This window comes from Sphingomonas sp. LH128 (assembly GCF_000293195.2).
In the GTDB taxonomy this organism is placed as follows: domain Bacteria; phylum Pseudomonadota; class Alphaproteobacteria; order Sphingomonadales; family Sphingomonadaceae; genus Novosphingobium; species Novosphingobium resinovorum_A.
This window is the reverse complement of the sequence record NZ_ALVC01000031.1, coordinates 19577-37564: the sequence shown is the minus strand read 5'-3', so window position 1 is coordinate 37564 and position 17988 is coordinate 19577. Positions and strand designations below refer to the sequence as shown.

Sequence of the window (17988 nt, the reverse complement as noted above, 5' to 3'; positions counted from 1 at the left end):
TTTTGTCGCCTTGTTGGGAGTGACCGCGCTGACGCCGCAGATGGCCTTAGCACAAGACTTCACAAGCGAAACGGACGAATCCCAGCCTGCCAGCACGGGTCTAGGTGACATTATCGTCACCGCCACTCGGCACGAGGCCAAGCTGCAAACCGTGCCGGTTGCAGTTACTGCGGTTACCGGCGATGCTCTTGCTTCCGCCGATGTTTCAACGGTCCGCTCCCTCACTCAGGTTGTGCCAGGCTTCATCGGCAGCCGTAATATGGGTGTCTTCCAGCCGGTCGTACGCGGCGTCGGCTCAACCGGCATTTCGGTTGGTGATGAACCCAATATCGCAACCTACGTCGACGGCGTCTACCAACCGGAATCGGCCGCCAACTGGATCGACCTGGTCGAGGTCGAGCGGGTCGAGGTGCTGCGCGGGCCGCAGGGCACGACCTTCGGTCGCAATGCCACCGGCGGACTGATCAACGTCATCACCCCCGATCCCAGCTTCGACTTCCGCGGCAAGGCTTCGCTGCGCTTGGGCCGGATGAGGCGCGATGCCGGCGATTACGACGCCCGGCTCTATTTTACCGGGCCAATGGGCGACAAGGTCGCGGCTGACTTTGCCGCGCTTTTCCGCAAAAACGACGGATACATCGACGATCTGGTCCGTGGAGGCACTCTGGGCAACCAGCGCGTCATCGACCTGCGCAGCAAGTTGCTGTTCAAGCCGACCGACAATTTCAAGGTTGTTCTGACCGGGGAATACTTCAACCAGGAAAGCACCACCAATTCGCCGCAGCCGCTGGATGGCAACACCGCAGGCAACAATTGGCCGGGCGTGATCGTACCGACCCGTGCCTGGCAGGCCTCGTTGACCGAGGTGCCGTTGCTCAACCTCACACGTTGGAGCGCGGCACTGCACACCCGGCTCGATCTGGGTAGCGTCCTGCTTGAAACCACCACCGGTTTTCTCAACCTGCGCTGGCGGCAGACGACCGATGGCGATGCCTCGAACATAAAGCTGTCGAACTTTCCGGCAGTGTTTGAATCGGAGTCGGGCAGTCAGGAAATCAAGCTGAGTTCGGCCAATCCCGGCCGCTTCCAGTGGCTGGTCGGCGGGTACTTCGACCAGTTCGGCGGTGGTGCCCCGGTCCTCGAGCCTTGGACCACCACCAACCCAGCTCTGCCCTTGGCAGGGCCGTCGTTGACACCCAAGCTTGATGGACGCTCATTCGCGGTCTTTGCCGAAGGCACCTATGAGGTTCAGCCGAACCTGTTCATCACGCTCGGCGGCCGATACACTACCGAGACGCGCTGGTTTAGCCAAAGTAACAATGGCGTATTGCTGGTCAATGACGTTTCAAAAACGTTCAAAAAGTTTAACTACAAAGTCGGTATCCGTTATGAGGTGACCGACAAGACTAACGTCTACGCCACCTACAGCACCGCGTTCAAGAGCGGGGTATACAACATGGCGGGAATCAGCGGCACCCCGGTCAATCCGGAGAACATCAAGGCGGCTGAATTCGGGATCAAGTCCGATCCATTGGAATGGCTGCGCACCAACCTTGCCGCCTATTATTACGACTACAAGGGCCTCCAACTTCAGTCGAAGGCTCCGACCGGTCCCGGATACATCCTGCAGAATGCAGCCAACGCCGAAATCTATGGCGGCGAGTTTGAGACCATCATCAATCCGGTCCGCGACCTAAGGCTGCGTGCGGCGGTTGCCTATACCCATGCCCGCTACAAGGATTTCCCCAACGCCCAGGGCTTTACGCCGATCGTGAATGGCAACGGCAACTACGCCGGCAACGTGGCTGCTCCCTACGATGCTTCAGGCAAGGTCATGACCCGGGCGCCTGAATGGTCGGGCAATGTGGGGTTTGATTGGAGCCATGACGTCGGCAACGGGCGCGTCACTCTGGCCGGAAATCTGCTGTGGAGTTCCAGGGTATACTACGACTTCGCCAACATATTCTCGCAGCGCCCCTACACCCTGTCTAACCTCTCGATCAATTGGCAGCCTGGAAGCGAAGCCTTCAAGGTCGGCCTGTGGGTGACGAACCTGACCAACGAGAAGGTGCTGCAAACCGTGCGCCCCGGAACGTTGGGAACCGACGGGTTCTATGAACAACCTCGTAAGATTGGAATAACTATAGAAACGAAAATTTAAACAATAACTTTAATCAAGGAGGATGCCATGAAGAAAATTAATCATCCAAAAATAAAAAATCTACTGCTGTCGAACGCGCCCCCGATGCTCGCGCTCTTACTGCTAGCGCCGACCCATGTGTATGCACAAGACAGATCGGATAGTAACCCACAATCCGAGACAGCAGTTTCAGGACTTGGTGATATTATTGTTACAGCTCGGAAACGCTCTGAAAATCTGCAGGAAACACCCATCGCGATCACGGCGATGACTGGTGAGATGCTCGAAGAAAAGCAGATCGTCAACGTAGCGGAAGTTGCCAAGTTCGCTCCCAATGTCAACATTTCGCCGGTTGCTAACATCTCGGGTTCGAGTGCCTCGATTACCGCTTTCATCCGCGGCGTCGGACAGACCGACTTCAACATCACTGTCGATCCCGGCGTTGGCGTCTATGTAGATGGCGTATATGTCGCGCGTTCCGTCGGAGCGCTACTCGACATGGCAGACGTTTCAAGCGTCCAGGTCTTGCGCGGTCCGCAGGGTACGCTGTTTGGCAAGAACACGATCGGCGGAGCGATCGTGGTCAATTCGGTTGAGCCGCAGAAGGATTTCGACCTGAAGCTCGAAGCGGCAACCGGCCGGTTCAATCGCGCCGATTTCAAGGGCATTATCAATGTACCGCTGAACGACAACCTAGCGATGCGGGCTGTTGCTTCCTATGAAACGCGCGACGGCTATCAGAAACGTCTGTTCGATGGCGGTCGCCAGGGTAACAAAGATAGCTTTGGTGGGCGTGTCGCCTTTAAATGGGAACCGACAGACAAACTCACGGTCAATCTCAGTGGGGACATCAACATCCGCCGGGAGGAGATGGCCGCATCTACTTTAGTTAACCTTTTTGAATCGCCCAACCTGCTTCAGATCGTCAATCGGAATGGGCGGACCTTAGCATTCCCAAGCTCTACATATGCATGGAACAAGCTACAGGGGGGGGCCGGTGTTTGTGGCGCGGACGGTCAGCTTGCCCCAGTCAACAATCCCCTGTGTGCAACTACCCAATGGGTAACTGGCAATATCGACTCGACTTGGTCGGGCACGAAAAACCAGTCGGATTTCGATTTGTGGGGCACCAACCTGACACTCGACTATGATTTCGGTGGCATTAACCTCAAATCAATCAGCGCCTATCGCGACCAAAAGGCAACAATCCAGTTCGACTTTGATGGCACGCCCCATCCCTATCTGCAGCTGACCAACAATATCGACTTATGGCAGGCATCACAGGAGTTGCAGCTGACCGGCAGTTTGTTGAACGACCGGTTAAAGTTTGTGCTCGGCGGATACTATCTGAAAGAAAAAGGACAGGACAAGAATGATCTGCGCTTCGGGTTTGCGGATTTCTTCAGTGGTGGCAAGATTGACAACGACAGCTATGCCGCTTACCTGCAGGCCACTTTCAAGGTAACCGACCGATTTTCCATAACACCGGGAATTCGTTACACGGACGAAACAAAGCGTTTTGACCCGTCGTTCCAGACTATTAACCGTGATTACACGGCACCTCTCGGGCAGGCAGGAATTCTTCCCTATCCAGATGGTGTATTCATCGCTTTCAGCCAATGCGTTACTGGCCAACCCACGCCATTGCTAGTGACCGACCCAGCCAGCCCACTATTTGGTTTCCCACTACCTGGTGGATGCGCTCCTGCCGCCACCAACCCTGGCGGAAACCACACGATGCCGGCTGTTCAAGTTGCTGTAAAGGCGAAGGAGTGGACACCGGCAATTTCAATGGACTATAAGATTAGCGATGATGTTCTCGCATATGCATCATATTCTAAAGGCTTCAAAAACGGCGGATTTACTCAACGAATATTTCCTGCTGAGCAAGTTGCCCCTTCTTTCACTCCTGAATTTGTAGAATCTTATGAGATAGGTCTTAAAACAGAGATTTTTGATCGTCGACTTCGCGTTAATATCGCTGCGTTTCTTTCCGACTACAGCGACATCCAAGTTGTTGTAAACGAAGGCATCGCGCCTAGGGCGCGCAATGCTGGCACTGGTCGAATTAAGGGCTTCGAGATTGAAGGCGAAGCAGCTCCTGCCGATTGGTTGCGACTGACATTCGGTGTTGGTTATCTGGATGCTTATTTTCGTGAAATCGATCCGGCGGCATTCCCGATAGGCCTCAATTCGAAGTTTGCCTTCGTGCCGGAGTGGACTGGCTCGGCTTCTTTCAACGCCGATGTTTATCGAGGAGACAGGGGCAAGCTGACTCTTCGTGGCGATTGGTCGTACCAGAGCACAACGTACAAAGATGCGCTAAACAGTTCTGAATTAAAGCAGCCTGGCTATAGCGTATTCGGCGCAAGCGCATCATTTACTGAGAGTAGCGAGCATTTTACAGTGACAGCTGGTGTAACTAACCTGACCGATAAGCGGTATATTCAGGGCGGATATGTCGACCGTGACGTCGCGGGGACAGCGCTGGCAACTTACTCACGTCCGCGTGAATGGTTCCTTAAGCTGGCCTACAAGTACTAACGCAAGAGCAGAGGGCGGCGGTTCGCTGCCGTCCTCACCGTTTCGGACGTGCTTGCTTCGGAAGCACCGCCTAACCGACCAACATCCGCTTGGCATCTGGTCCTGCGGCCACAGGAGTTCAGACATTGGCTGTCACAATCCCTCCACTCCACCGCAGCGATTTTCTGACCAACCAGTCGATCATCAACGGGAAATCAGTAGAAGCCAGCTCCACCTTTGATGTCACGAACCCCGCCACCGGCAAGACGCTCGCAACAGTTGGCCTACTGGGCGAAGCCGAAACTCGCCAGGCGATCGAAAGCAATTCCCGCACCTATGCCGATTGGCGAAAGCGATCCGCGCAAGAGCGTGTCCGACTGCTGCAGGGCTGGCTAGCACTGGTCCAGCTGCATCGCGAGGATCTGGCCCTGCTGATGACCGCCGAACAGGGCAAACCGCTGGCCGAAGCGCTGGGCGAGGTCGATTACGCCGCAAGCTTCATCCAGTGGTTCGCCGAAGAGGCGCGCCGTGTCTATGGCGAGGTCATTCCGGCCAGTTCCGAGCGGCGGATTATCGTGATCCGTCAGCCGGTCGGCGTGGCTGGCGCCATTACGCCGTGGAACTTTCCCGCCGCGATGATCACCCGCAAGGTCGCGCCTGCACTGGCGGCGGGCTGCACCGTGACCCTCAAACCGTCCGAACTCACCCCGCTGACCGCTTGCGCTCTGGCAAAGCTCGCTCTCGAAGCGGGCATTCCGCCCGGCGTGTTCAACGTGGTCTGCGGGGATGCACCCGCGATCGGATCGGTCCTGACCAGCCATCCCGATGTCACCAAGTTCACTTTCACCGGTTCGACCGCGGTTGGCAAACTGCTGACTGCGCAATGCGCCACCACCCTGAAACGGGTTTCGATGGAACTGGGCGGCAATGCCCCGCTGCTAGTGTTCGACGATGCCGATCTCGATCAGGCGGTCGAGGGGGTGATCGCATCGAAATTCCGTAACACCGGACAGACCTGCGTTTGCGCCAACCGGATCCTGGTGCAGAGCGGCATTCATGACCGCTTCGTCGAGGCGCTGGCCGCCAGGGTCTCCGCGTTCCGGGTCGGCAACGGCCTTGAAGGTGCAACCGACCAGGGACCGTTAATCACCGCATCAGCCTTGGCCAAGGTTCACGGGCATGTCGCCGACGCCGTGGCGCAAGGTGCCCAGCTGGTCACAGGCGGCAAGGGACACGAGGCCGGAGAGCTGTTCTTCCAACCAACTGTTCTGACCGGAGCGAGCCCGGCGATGCGGCTAGCGGACGAGGAGACTTTCGGGCCGGTTGCCCCGGTGTTCCGTTTCGAAACCGAGGTCGAAGCGCTAACGCTTGCCAACGCCACGCGCTCGGGGCTGGCGGCCTATGCCTTCACCCGCGACATTGACCGCGCCTGGCGGGTTTCCGAAGGACTTGAGACCGGGATGGTCGGCTTAAACAGCGGCATCGTCTCGACCGAGACCGCACCGTTTGGCGGCATCAAGGAATCGGGACTTGGCCGAGAAGGTTCGCGACACGGTATTGAAGAATTCTTGGAGATGAAGACCATCAGTGTTGGGGTCCGGAACGAGAGTCCGGTGTAAGCGGAATGCGGTCCCGAGGAGTCAAGATTTTCGTTGCTCAATGCGGAATGCATTGTATGATGTCGGCAAAAGAGTGGGAGACGGAATTCAGCATGCCCTTCAGGGTTAGGCCTTATGCTACCTTGACCGCCCAGAACGCGCAGGAAAGTGTCCTGCCGTGAAGCGCATGGTCGTGGGGATGACCGGCGCAACCGGCTCGGTCTATGGCCTTCGCCTGCTTGAGCTACTGCGCGAGACGGGCGGTTGGGAAACCCATCTGGTGATGTCTCCGGCGGCGCTGCTCAACATTCGCGAGGAACTGCCCGAAGGCAAGGCCCGGCTCGAAGCACTGGCCGATGTGGTGCACAACGTCCGCAACGTCGGCGCCTCGATCGCCAGCGGTTCGTTCGTGTGCGAAGGCATGGCGATCGCGCCCTGTTCGATGCGCACGCTGGGCGCGGTGGCGCACGCCCTGTCCGACAACCTTATCACCCGTGCGGCCGACGTGATGCTGAAGGAACGGCGCCGCCTTGTGATGATCACCCGCGAAACGCCGCTCAACCTGGCGCACCTGCGCAACATGACGGCCTGCACCGAAATGGGGGCGATGATCTTCCCCCCGGTGCCGGCTTTCTATGCGCGGCCGACCTCGCTGGCCGACGTGGTCGATCACAGCTGCATGCGGGTACTGGATCTGTTCGGGCTTCATTTGAAGTCGGAGAAACGCTGGCAAGGCCTTAGCAAAGAGGCGGCAAGCCTTGTTTCGGGTGCTGGGCAAATGGAAGGGAATTGAGAATGGCGTGGGATGTCAGCCGTCGCACCGTCGTGAGCGGTGGCGCCGTGGGTGCTGTCGTTGCCGGTCTGGGAATCGGCCGCAGCGCTTTTGCTCAGCGGCCGCGCAAGATCATCGTCATCGAAGAGACGCACGTTCCCGAAAGTCGACTATTTGCCGAAACCTTTATCAATTCGGGGCGCGCAGCGCAGGTTGTCCGGATCGACCGGAGCTTCAACGGCCTGCTGCATGAACTTGAAGCGGTTGAAGGCGTGCTGGTCGGCCTTACTTCCGATCCCGCGGCGATGATCGCCGGGCAGATCCTTGTGGCCGGCGGCGCCCGCCCGCTACTGCAGTGGACCCATCAATACCGCAAGCTGCGCTGGGAACACCAGACTGTCGGCGCGCCAACGCTGCTTGCGCGGGCCAGCGTCGGCTGGCCCAGCGTTCTTGCCCACCACATGCAGGATGCGCTCGTCGGCGATCGCCAGGATGCCGAACTGCGGTGCCAGTCAGGACATTGCGGCCTCGGTGGCAAGAGCCCCGGCATGCTGGTTTCATGGGCATTCGAAGTGGGAGTACAGCAGTCGTGAGTACGCGCATGCCACAAGGGGTCGACGCCGCAACCTTTACCAAGGCTCTGGACGAATTAGCGGCTATCGTCGGCAAGGAATGGGTCTTCGTCGATGAACTGCCGCTGTCGGCCTATCGCGACGCCTATTCACCGCTGGCCGATGGCGAGATGCTGCCCTCGGCTGCCGTGGCACCGGCCAACATGGAACAGATTCAGCAGGCGCTGAAGGTATTCAACGCTTACAAGCTGCCGATCTGGACATTCGGCAACGGCCGCAATTTCGCTTATGGTGGCCCGGCCCCGCGCCAGTCCGGTTATGTCATGTTCGACCTCAAGCGGATGAACCGCATTCTCGAAGTCAACGAGAAATACGGCTATGCGCTGGTCGAACCAGGCGTGTCCTATTTTCAGCTTCACCGCCATCTGCGCAAGATCGGCAGCAAGCTTTGGGTCGATCCTGCGGCACCAGGTTGGGGCGGCGTCATGGGCAACGCGCTTGAACATGGCGCGGGTTACACCCCCTACGGCGATCACTTCGTCATGCAGTGCGGCATGGAAGTGGTCCTTGCCGACGGTAAGGTCGTCCGCACCGGTCAGGGCGCGATCGAGGGGTCGCAGCATTGGCAATCCACCAAGCATGCCGCCGGTCCGCATTTTGATGGCATGTTCACCCAGTCCAATTTCGGCATTGTGACCAAGATGGGTATCTGGTTGATGCCCGAACCGCCGGGCTACAAGCCGTTCATGATCACTTACGAGCGCGAGGAAGACCTTGCCGCAATCTTCGATGCGGTGCTGCCGCTGAAAATCAACCAGGTTATCCCGAACGCCGCTGTGGCGGTCGATCTGTTGTGGGAAGTGTCCGCCAAGACCACGCGTCGCCATTACTTCGACGGCAAGGGCCCTATCCCGGATTCGATCCGCAAAAAGATCGCGTCGGATCATGGGTTAGGCATGTGGAACTTCTACGCAGCGCTCTATGGCCCGCCACCGATCATCGAGAACAACTGGAAGCTCGTCGAGGCAGCGATGATGAGCATTCCGGGTGCCAAACTGCACCTTGACCGCGAGAACGACCCCGCCTGGGACTATCGCGTCCAGCTGATGCGCGGTGAACCCAACATGACCGAGTTCAGCATCATGAACTGGATCGGCGGCGGCGGGCACATCAACTTTTCGCCAATCTCGGCACCCGACGGCAAGGAAGCGCTGAGCCAATACAACTTGATCAAGCAACGCTGCCACGATTTCGGGTTCGACTATATCGGCGAATTCCTGGTCGGCTGGCGCGACATGCACCACATCCTGATGATCATGTACGATCGCGCCGACGACGGCATGCGCAAGAGCGCCTATGACCTGTTCGGCAAGCTGGTAGACGAGGCAGCCGGTGCGGGCTTCGGCGAATACCGCACCCACCTCGCCTTCATGGACCAGATCGCCAAGACCTATAAGCACAACGATGGGGCGCTGTGGGACCTGCACCACCGTCTCAAGGACGTGCTAGACCCCAACGGCATCCTCTCCCCCGGCAAGCAGGGGATATGGCCCCAGGCGATGCGCAACCAAGCGCAATCACACGGCCGGCTGAACAAAGACTTCAAGGATTGACGACCATGACGCAAATTGAGCACTGGATTGGCGGCACCGCCGTGGCTGCAACGGGCGGGGCCTATTTCGACGATCTCAACCCGGTCGACGATTCGGTCTATTCCCGGGTCCCCGCCGGCACCGCGGAAGACGTGAACCGCGCCGTGGAGAACGCGCATCAGGCCTATCTCCAGCATCGCGATCTGCCCGCCGCAGTGCGCGAAGGGTGGATCGCGAAAGCCGCCGAAATCATGGAGCGCGATACCGCCAAATTCGCCGACGTGCTGGTCGACGAAATCGGTTCGCCGATCGCCAAGGCCGGGTTCGAAACCCGCTTCGCGGTCAGCTTCCTGCGCGCGGCGATCGGCGTGCCGCGCCGGATTCGGGGGGAAACGATCCCTTCGGACACCCCTGGGCGGTTCAGCATGAGCCTGCGCCAGCCGGTCGGTGTGGTCGCCGGGATTACCCCGTTCAACGTGCCGCTGATCAAGGGGATCAAACAGTCGGCCATGGCCCTGGCCACAGGCAACGCCTTCGTGCTGCTACCCTCGGAAGCCGCGCCAATGATCGCCGATCTGCTCGCTAAATTGTGGAAGGAGGCCGGCGTTCCCGACGGCTTGTTCAACGTGGTCTACGGCAATGGCGCGGAGATCGGCGACGTGCTGACCGGCCATCCCAAGGTCGCATCGATAACCTTCACCGGGTCCTCGCGCGTCGGCAAGCACATCGCCGAAATCGCGGCCCGCAACCTCAAGAAGTACACGCTGGAGCTGGGCGGCAAGAGCCCGCTGGTGATCTGCGCCGATGCCGATCTGGACAAGGCGGTCAACGCCGCGCTGTTCAGCATCTTCATGTACCAGGGCCAGGTCTGCATGGGGGCTTCGCGGATCTATGTGGAACAGTCGATCTTCGACCAGTTCGCCAAGGCCTTCGCCGCCGCGACAGGCCGCGCCAAGAGCGGCGACCTGCGCGATCCTACCACCATGCTGGGCCCGATAATTTCCGAACGCCAGCGCGACCGGGTCTGCCGCCACATCGACGATGCCCGGTCCAAGGGCGCAGAACTGCTAGCCGGTGCTGAGTGGAACGGAAACGTATGCTCAGCGACGGTACTGCGCGGCGTTACAGCCGAAATGACCGTGTTCGAGGAAGAGACCTTCGGCCCGGTCACCTCGCTCTTTCCGTTCAACACACTTGAGGAAGTGCTCGAACTCGCCAACAACACCGAATACGGCCTCAGCGCGTCGATCTTCACCCGCGATCTCGACAAGGCTCTGGCCTTTGCCCAACGTGCCGAAGCGGGGATGGTCCACATCAACGCGCCGACCCTTCACGACGAGCCCCACGTCCCGTTCGGCGGAACCAAAGCGTCAGGTTTCGGGCGCGAAGGGACCGAAGCCGATCTCGAGATCATGACCGAATGGAAATGGGTCACGATCCAGTCGGCGACTGAGGGCGGACACTGACAGGCGGGAACGAATGACCATGAACGATCTCCCTAACCGCGCCCGCTCGATCTCGTCGCTGCGCGACTTCCTCGAACTGCTCGAGGATGCCGGCCAGGCGATCACCTGGAGCGATGCGGTGATGCCCGAACCCGGCGTGCGCAACATAGCCGTCGCCGCATCGCGCGATGCCAACGGCGCGCCGGCGATCGTATTCGACAATATCACCGGTTACCCCGGCAAGCGCTTGGCGGTGGGCGTCCATGGTTCGTGGGACAATATCGCCCTGCTGCTGGGCCGACCTAAAGGCACGACCATCCGCGAGCTTTTCTTCGAGATCGCCGGCCGCTGGGGCGATCAGGAAGCGCAAATCAGCTTTGTCCCAGAAGCCCAGGCCCCGGTGCACGAATGCCGGATCGAACAGGACATCAACCTTTACGATGTCCTGCCGGTCTATCGGATCAACGAATATGATGGCGGGTTCTACATCGGCAAGGCCTCGGTCGCCTCGCGCGATCCGCTCGATCCAGACAATTTCGGCAAGCAGAATGTCGGCATCTATCGCCTGCAGATCCAAGGGCCGGACAGCTTCACCCTGATGACGATCCCCTCCCACGACATGGGACGTCAGATCATGGCGGCCGAACGGGAAGGCGTTCCGCTAAAGATTGCGGTCATGCTGGGTAATCATCCCGGCCTTGCGGTGTTTGCTGCCACCCCGATCGGCTACGAGGAATCGGAATATTCCTATGCCTCGGCGATGATGGGCGCGCCAATCCGGCTGACCAAATCGGGCAACGGGATCGACATCCTGGCCGACAGCGAAATCGTGATAGAGGCCGAACTGCAACTGGGTGAACGCGAGCTGGAAGGGCCGTTCGGCGAATTCCCCGGTTCCTACAGCGGCGTGCGCAAGGCGCCGATCTTCAAGGTCACGGCGGTGTCGCACCGGCGCGATCCGATCTTCGAGAACATTTACATCGGGCGCGGCTGGACCGAGCACGATACGCTGATCGGCCTGCACACCTCCGCCCCGATCTATGCCCAGCTGCGCCAGAGCTTCCCCGAAGTCACCGCGGTCAACGCGCTTTACCAGCACGGACTGACCGGGATCATCTCGGTCAAGAACCGCATGGCCGGCTTTGCCAAGACGGTCGCGCTGCGCGCGCTGAGCACGCCGCACGGCGTGATGTACCTCAAGAACCTGATTATGGTCGATGCCGATGTCGATCCGTTCGATCTCAACCAGGTGATGTGGGCGCTTTCGACCCGCACCCGTGCGGACGATATCATCGTGCTGCCCAACATGCCTGCCGTGCCGATCGATCCTTCGGCAGTGGTCCCGGGCAAGGGGCACCGCCTGATCATCGACGCGACCAGCTATCTCCCGCCCGATCCGGTGGGTGAAGCGCACCTTGTCACCCCGCCGACCGGGGACGAGATCGACGCCCTGAGCAAGCGGATCCGCGAAATGCAGCTGGGAGCCCTGTCATGACCACCACCGTCTGCGGGCGCTGCAAATCGAGCGGCGCTGTCACCGATCATCAGGGCAGGCAGGACGGCGCGGTCGTGTGGACGATCCTGCGCTGCCCGACCTGCAACTTTTCCTGGCGCGACAGCGAACCGGCCCGCGCTATCGACCCGGCTGTGCGCTCGGCCGATTTCGCCGTCGATGCCGGCGATCTCCAGCGTTATCCCAAGATTCTCCAGCAATAAGGCTCCCAACGCCATGATCGATCAAGCCCGCCAGACGGCCACGCTCGGCACCCTCGCCCAGGCACTCGGCAAGGCCGCCGTCGATACCAGCCCGCAGACCCTGGCCCGCTATGCTGTCCCAGGGATGGCACCGGCAGGCGTGGTGCTTCCGGCCGATGAAGCCCAGCTCGCCAAGGTGCTGGAAGCTGCGCGCACCAGCGGCGGTGTGGTCCAGACGGTCTGCAACGGCGCCTACGGACTTGAAAAAGCCGTACAGGACAAGGTGATCGTGCTTGACCTGCAGAAGATGAACAAGGTCCTCGAGGTCAATGACGAACTGGCCACCTGCCTTGTCGAACCGGGCGTCACCTTCCGCCAGCTCGATGCCCACATCAAGGAAAAGGGAATTAAGTTGTGGGTCGACTTTCCCGGCAATCCCGATGAAAGCGTGGCCGCCAGTTTCATCAACCGCCGCCCCGGCTACACCCCCTATTCCGATCATTTCCTGATGCAGTGCGGGCTCGAGGTCATGCTGGCTGATGGCAAGATGGTGCGCACCGGCATGGGCGCCATGCCCAAGAGCACCTGCTGGCAGCTGTTCAAGTTCGGCTATGGCCCTTGGGTCGATGGCCTGTTCACCCAGTCCGATTTCGGGGTGGTGACCAAGGTGGGCATGTGGATGATGCCGCAGCCCCCGGCGCACCAGACCTTCATGGTCTCGGTCCCCAAGGAGGACGATCTGGGCGCGTTGTTGGACGTGCTCGGGCCGCTCAAGCTCAACATGGTGGTGGCCAATGGCGTCGCGGTGGGCAATGCGCTCCACGAAGCGGCCCTGCTCGGCAAGCGCCGCGCCGATTTTGAGGGCCAGGGGCCGATGGCGGCAAGCGCGGTCAAGGCCGCTGGTGAGGTGCTCGGACTAGGCTACTGGAACCTTTACGGCTCGCTCTATGGCCTGCCCGGCAACGTCGCGATCCTGTGGGACATGGTCAAGGGCGCGTTCTCGTCGATCAGCGGCGCAAGGGTGATTACCGATGGCAAGGGCATCGATCCCAAGCTGTGGGCCTGGCGGATGGGCACTATGACCGGTGTGGTGGCCGATCCCCCGGCCAGGACAGCAGGCTGGAGCGGCGACATGGCGCTTACGGTCAACCCGGTCAGCCCTGTGGATGGCGAGGAAGCCGTCAAGCTCTATGAACTGTCGCGCGATATCTGTGCCAAAAACGGCTTCGACTTCGTTGGCGAAACCACCGCGATCTGGCGTTCGGCCAACCATCGCCAGGTGCTGCCCCATGCCGCCGGGAAGGGCGAGGATGCGGTACGGGCCAAGACCTGCGCCGAAGCCCTGATCGCCGCGCAGGCCGAGGCCGGCTTCGGCCAGATCCTGACCGACCCCGGGCTGGGGGCGGCGGTTGCCAAGACCTATGAAAAGGGTGGCCGCTCGGCCCTGCATGCGCGGGTCAAGCAGGCGCTTGATCCCAACTCGATCTTTGCCTCGGTCTGAGCCGATGCGTCGCCATGCCTGCGGAGGTAAAATGAATAAGTTCCTCGCCCTTTCGCTTTTCGCTGCACTTGCTGCCTGTTCGTCCGCACAAGGCGAATCAGTGGTGGACGGTGCGGAGAATTATGAGCGTTACTGCGCAGGTTGCCACAACCCCGGCCCGGGCCACGGTGGCACCATGCTGCTGGCCGAAAAAGGTGCTCCGGTGCCTTCGCTCATCGGTCGCAAGGACTTAGATTACGATTACCTACATTCGGTCGTTCGCCAGGGCCTGATCGAAATGCCGCCGTTCCGACCGACCGAATTGTCGGACGCGGAGATCAAGCAGATCTACGATCACATCGTGGCGCAGAAGCTTCCCCCCGCAAAGGCCGAACCCGCCAAAAACAAGGCACTTTGAGGTCAAATCAAGCTGGGCGGAAAAGGTCGACAGGGTTCGTAAGGCTGAAATTGCTAGGGTGCCAACGGAGTATGCGGATAGCTGGTTGCTTTGGTGAGCACGCACCTTGTGTTTGATAGTCGTCATTATCGATAGCTACGGTACACAAGTGATCGCTTAGTTACGCTGTTGTCTGGTTCCGCTCGCCGCACCACAAAAGCGCTTTCGGTCCAGCTTTCCTCGCTGGCCCGGTTGGCCTTGTGCTCGGCAGCGTAGCCTTCCTGGGAATTTCAGCTCGCTACAACCGCATGCGGGTATTTGCGTGGATTGTTTCACTTTCAGTCTTATCGCCCAAATCACAAAACTCGCGGTAACGGTTGAAGAACTCCTCGCCATTACGGGATATGAACTTAATTTCATTATATGACGAGCTGAATGTATGACTGAAATGGCACGCTTTAATTGGAGCGATCCCTTCAACTTTGACGATCAACTGACTGAAGAAGAACGAATGGTGCGTGATGCGGCTCATGGCTTCGCGCAAGGGGAACTTCAGCCCCGGGTCATCAATGCCTTCCGCGAAGAGCTGGATGCAGCAGAGTTGTTTCCACTCATGGGACAAGCCGGCTTGCTTGGAGCGACGATCCCACAGTCTTATGGCGGTGCTGGAGCTGGCTATGTCTCCTACGGCCTGATCGCGCGTGAGATTGAGCGCGTGGATTCGGGCTATCGGTCAATGGCATCGGTGCAAAGCTCGCTCGTCATGTATCCGATTTTTGCTTTCGGCTCGGAAGAACAGCGGTTTAAATATCTGCCTGGCCTAGCCGCAGGCTCGCTGATCGGCTGCTTCGGCCTGACAGAACCTGATGCGGGATCTGATCCTGCGGGCATGCGCACAATCGCGAAGAGGATTGATGGTGGCTATGTCCTTTCCGGCATAAAAACATGGATTTCGAATGCTCCTTTCGCCGACGTCTTTGTTGTCTGGGCAAAGAGCGAAGCACATGATGGGGCCATTTGCGGCTTCGTGCTTGAAAAGGGCCTGAAGGGGCTTTCCGCTCCCAAGATCAAGGGCAAGCTCAGCCTGCGTGCCTCGACCACCGGCATGATCTTGATGGACGAGGTTGAGGTTGACGAAGAAGCCTTGCTCCCCGGGGTCCAGGGTCTCAAGGGCCCCTTCGATTGCCTAAACCGCGCACGCTATGGGATCAGTTGGGGAGCGCTCGGCGCCGCGGAATATTGCATGCACGCAGCCCGCCAATATGGACTTGATCGGCACCAGTTTGGAAAGCCGCTTGCCGCCAACCAACTTTATCAAAAGAAGCTCGCCGATATGCAAACGGACATTGCGCTAGGGTTGCAAGCCTCATTGCGTGTCGGCCGCCTAATGGACGAAGGCAGGTTCGCGCCGGAGATGGTCTCTCTCGTCAAGCGTAACAATGTCGGAAAATCGCTTGATATTGCGCGCCATGCCCGAGACATGCACGGCGGTAATGGCATCAGCGATGAATATCAAGTCATGCGGCACATGGTGAATCTGGAAACCGTCAACACCTATGAAGGCGCGCACGATGTACACGCGCTCATCCTTGGTCGAGCACTCACTGGCATTGCCGCATTCTAGGGTAGGCCACCTTTCTTCTTCAGTGTTGCGCTGCCTGGTCGCAGCAACAGTCGTTGTGTCGAGTGAGCGGAAACGACGGAGCGTGGTGGCCGCCTCAATAGCTTCGCGGTAGTTTCAGGACATGCTCTGCGATGAATGACAATATGAGATTGGTCGAAACAGGTGCCACCTGATAAAGGCGGGCCTCTCGAAATTTCCGTTCGATGTCGTATTCCTCAGCAAAGCCATATCCGCCATATGTCTGGATGCAGGCGTTGCCCGCTTCGACTGCTACGTCCGCGGCAAGCATTTTTGCCATGTTCGCCTCGGGTCCATGTTCAAGCCCCGCTTCGTAAAGGCGCGCGGCCTCATGGACCATGAGCTCGGCAGCGCGCATATTTGCGTGGGCTCGCGCGATCGGAAAAGAGACGCCCTGGTTCATGCCAATGGGGCGATCGAACACCACCCGTTGATTGGCATAAGCAATGGATTTTCGGGTGAACCATTTCGCATCACCGACGCATTCGGCAGCAATAAGAACTCTTTCCGCATTCATGCCCGAAAGGATGCAATGAAAGCCCTTGCCTTCTTTGCCTAAGAGATTGGCGACCGGGATGCGCATCCTGTCGAAGAAAAGTTCCGTCGTGGCATGGTTCATCATGGTGCGGATAGGCCGGATCGTTAGCGAACCCGCGGTGCGAGCCTGGTTCATATCGACGATGAATATGGAAAGACCGTCGGTTTTCTTCGTCACTTGATCGCGCGGCGAAGTCCTCGCTAGCAGCAGCATGAGATCGCTGTGTTCGGCGCGACTGGTCCAGATTTTCTGGCCGCTCACCACGAAATAGTCCCCATCGCGAACTGCCGTCGTCCTTAACGCAGTGGTATCGGAGCCGCTTCCCGGCTCGGTTACGCCGAAAGCCTGCAAGCGCAGTGCGCCGCTTGCGATCGCGGGCAGATAAAGGCGCTTTTGCTCATCCGATCCATGTCTAAGGATGATGGCCATGTTATACATCTGGGCATGGCATGCCGCTCCGTTGCAACCCATCGCTTGAATCGTCTCAAGGATGGCAACTGCAGCCGAAAGGCCCAGACCTGATCCGCCATATTCCTCGGGTATAAGTACCGAAAGATAGCCAGCGCTCGTCAACGCATCGACAAAAGAAGTCGGATATTCGCGATCAGCGTCGAGCTTGCGCCAATATTCACCCGGGAACTTTTCACAAAGCCGGCGCACACCGTCGCGGATTTCGTGAAAGTGTTGAGGTTCGAAAGGACTAAGAAACTGCATCGCCCTCATCCGGAGAGATTGTGAAAAACCCTTGATCTGCAACGATGACGTCGCGCTCGAGCACCGATGCCCGAAAAGCGCCGTTATTCCAGATTTCGGTTCTGATGGTTTCACCAGGGAACACCGGTGCGGCGAAACGCAGTTGCACTGCGCGCAGGCGCTCGGTCTGGTAGCCGAGCCGCCCGCGGAGGATGGCGTGAACGATGATGCCCATCGTGCCCAGGCCGTGCAATATCGGCATCCTGTACCCGGCGCGCGCCGCGATTGCTGGATCGCTGTGCAGCGGGTTGAGATCTCCATTTAGACGATAGATCAGGGCCTGTTCGGGACCGGTCGTCAGGTCAATGACAAGAGCGGCATTGCCTTCCGCCACGGGTACCGGCGAACTTCGCGGAGCTTCGCCTTCCCCTCCGAACCCGCCGCCGCCGCGAATGAAGATCGTACGTTCAAGACAGGCAAAGCAGGTGCCGCAATCATCGCGGATATTGGTTTCGGTGAATATCAACGCGGCCTTGCCCACGCCTTTGTCGACAATGTGGGTGACGCGGGTTGTGCTTTCGACTTCGCCAGTTGCCGGAACCGGGCCAAGCAGTACCATGGATTGACCGGCATGCAGGACGGAAACCGGATCCACACCGGAATCAGGGTGCCCCAGCCAGAACCCGGGACTCGCGAGAACGAGCGCCATGCCGGGCATGGCAACCGGTCCACGAAGGGGATCCACGAATGGCAGCTGCGCGAGGTCGGTAGGATCTCGCCCCATCCCGATCGATAAGGCGTAAAATGCAGCATCGCGTGGAGTGACGGTCTGACGAACCGCAGGAATACGAAAGTTGAGCAATTTTTGCGGATCGATTGTCACTTTCAATTTCCCTGGAAG

Annotated in this window: 14 protein-coding genes; 12 read left to right on the top strand and 2 right to left on the bottom strand. The window is 59.2% G+C overall.

From position 1 onward, the window contains the following. Positions 1-19 precede the first annotated feature (19 nt). The 12 genes from LH128_RS03115 to LH128_RS03060 all read left to right on the top strand — a co-directional run bounded on the left by LH128_RS03115 (position 20) and on the right by LH128_RS03060 (position 15838). Positions 20-2161: a TonB-dependent receptor gene (locus tag LH128_RS03115; RefSeq protein WP_327195045.1), complete on the top strand. Its 2142-nt coding sequence runs from the start codon at positions 20-22 to the stop codon at positions 2159-2161. A gap of 27 nt (positions 2162-2188) precedes the next feature. Next, positions 2189-4684, top strand: a complete 2496-nt coding sequence (locus tag LH128_RS03110; protein WP_037517453.1) for a TonB-dependent receptor — start codon at positions 2189-2191, stop codon at positions 4682-4684. Positions 4685-4809: 125 nt separating this feature from the next. After that, on the top strand, positions 4810-6282 hold the full coding sequence (locus tag LH128_RS03105; protein ID WP_008828121.1) for an NAD-dependent succinate-semialdehyde dehydrogenase: 1473 nt from the start codon (positions 4810-4812) through the stop codon (positions 6280-6282). A 166-nt stretch (positions 6283-6448) separates the two neighbouring features. Continuing rightward, positions 6449-7054, top strand: coding sequence for a UbiX family flavin prenyltransferase (locus tag LH128_RS03100; protein ID WP_206377528.1), 606 nt, complete (start codon positions 6449-6451; stop codon positions 7052-7054). A gap of 2 nt (positions 7055-7056) precedes the next feature. After that, the gene (locus tag LH128_RS03095; RefSeq protein ID WP_008828119.1) at positions 7057-7626 is read left to right on the top strand and encodes a hypothetical protein; all 570 of its coding nucleotides are present in this window, start codon (positions 7057-7059) and stop codon (positions 7624-7626) included. Then, positions 7623-9218 (top strand): FAD-binding oxidoreductase, encoded by a 1596-nt coding sequence (locus tag LH128_RS03090; RefSeq protein WP_051211397.1) that lies wholly within the window; start codon positions 7623-7625, stop codon positions 9216-9218. Before LH128_RS03095 ends, LH128_RS03090 begins: the two co-directional genes overlap by 4 nt. Positions 9219-9223: 5 nt before the next feature. Beyond that, the gene (locus tag LH128_RS03085) at positions 9224-10663 is read left to right on the top strand and encodes an aldehyde dehydrogenase family protein (RefSeq protein WP_008828117.1); all 1440 of its coding nucleotides are present in this window, start codon (positions 9224-9226) and stop codon (positions 10661-10663) included. Positions 10664-10682: 19 nt separating this feature from the next. Next, entirely contained in the window at positions 10683-12137 is a 1455-nt protein-coding gene (locus LH128_RS03080; protein ID WP_226869789.1) for a non-oxidative hydroxyarylic acid decarboxylases subunit C, read from the top strand. Beyond that, complete coding sequence (locus tag LH128_RS03075; protein ID WP_008828115.1) at positions 12134-12358, top strand: non-oxidative hydroxyarylic acid decarboxylases subunit D; 225 nt, start codon at positions 12134-12136, stop codon at positions 12356-12358. The genes LH128_RS03080 and LH128_RS03075 overlap by 4 nt, the downstream gene beginning before the upstream one ends. 13 nt (positions 12359-12371) lie before the next feature. After that, positions 12372-13838, top strand: a complete 1467-nt coding sequence (locus tag LH128_RS03070) for an FAD-binding oxidoreductase (RefSeq protein ID WP_008828114.1) — start codon at positions 12372-12374, stop codon at positions 13836-13838. A 31-nt stretch (positions 13839-13869) separates the two neighbouring features. Further along, positions 13870-14235 (top strand): c-type cytochrome, encoded by a 366-nt coding sequence (locus LH128_RS03065; RefSeq protein WP_008828113.1) that lies wholly within the window; start codon positions 13870-13872, stop codon positions 14233-14235. 418 nt (positions 14236-14653) lie between these two features. Continuing rightward, the gene (locus LH128_RS03060; protein WP_008828112.1) at positions 14654-15838 is read left to right on the top strand and encodes an acyl-CoA dehydrogenase; all 1185 of its coding nucleotides are present in this window, start codon (positions 14654-14656) and stop codon (positions 15836-15838) included. Between the two features lie 94 nt (positions 15839-15932). Here the strand turns inward: LH128_RS03060 and LH128_RS03055 are convergent, their stop codons facing one another. Both LH128_RS03055 and LH128_RS03050 read right to left on the bottom strand, forming a co-directional pair. Beyond that, positions 15933-17108, bottom strand: a complete 1176-nt coding sequence (locus tag LH128_RS03055) for an acyl-CoA dehydrogenase family protein (protein WP_031308881.1) — start codon at positions 17106-17108, stop codon at positions 15933-15935. Beyond that, positions 17095-17970 carry a MaoC/PaaZ C-terminal domain-containing protein gene (locus LH128_RS03050; protein WP_037517491.1) on the bottom strand — a complete coding sequence of 292 codons (876 nt, stop codon included), beginning with the start codon at positions 17968-17970 and terminating at the stop codon, positions 17095-17097. The genes LH128_RS03055 and LH128_RS03050 overlap by 14 nt, the downstream gene beginning before the upstream one ends. Between the last annotated feature and the right edge of the window lie 18 nt (positions 17971-17988).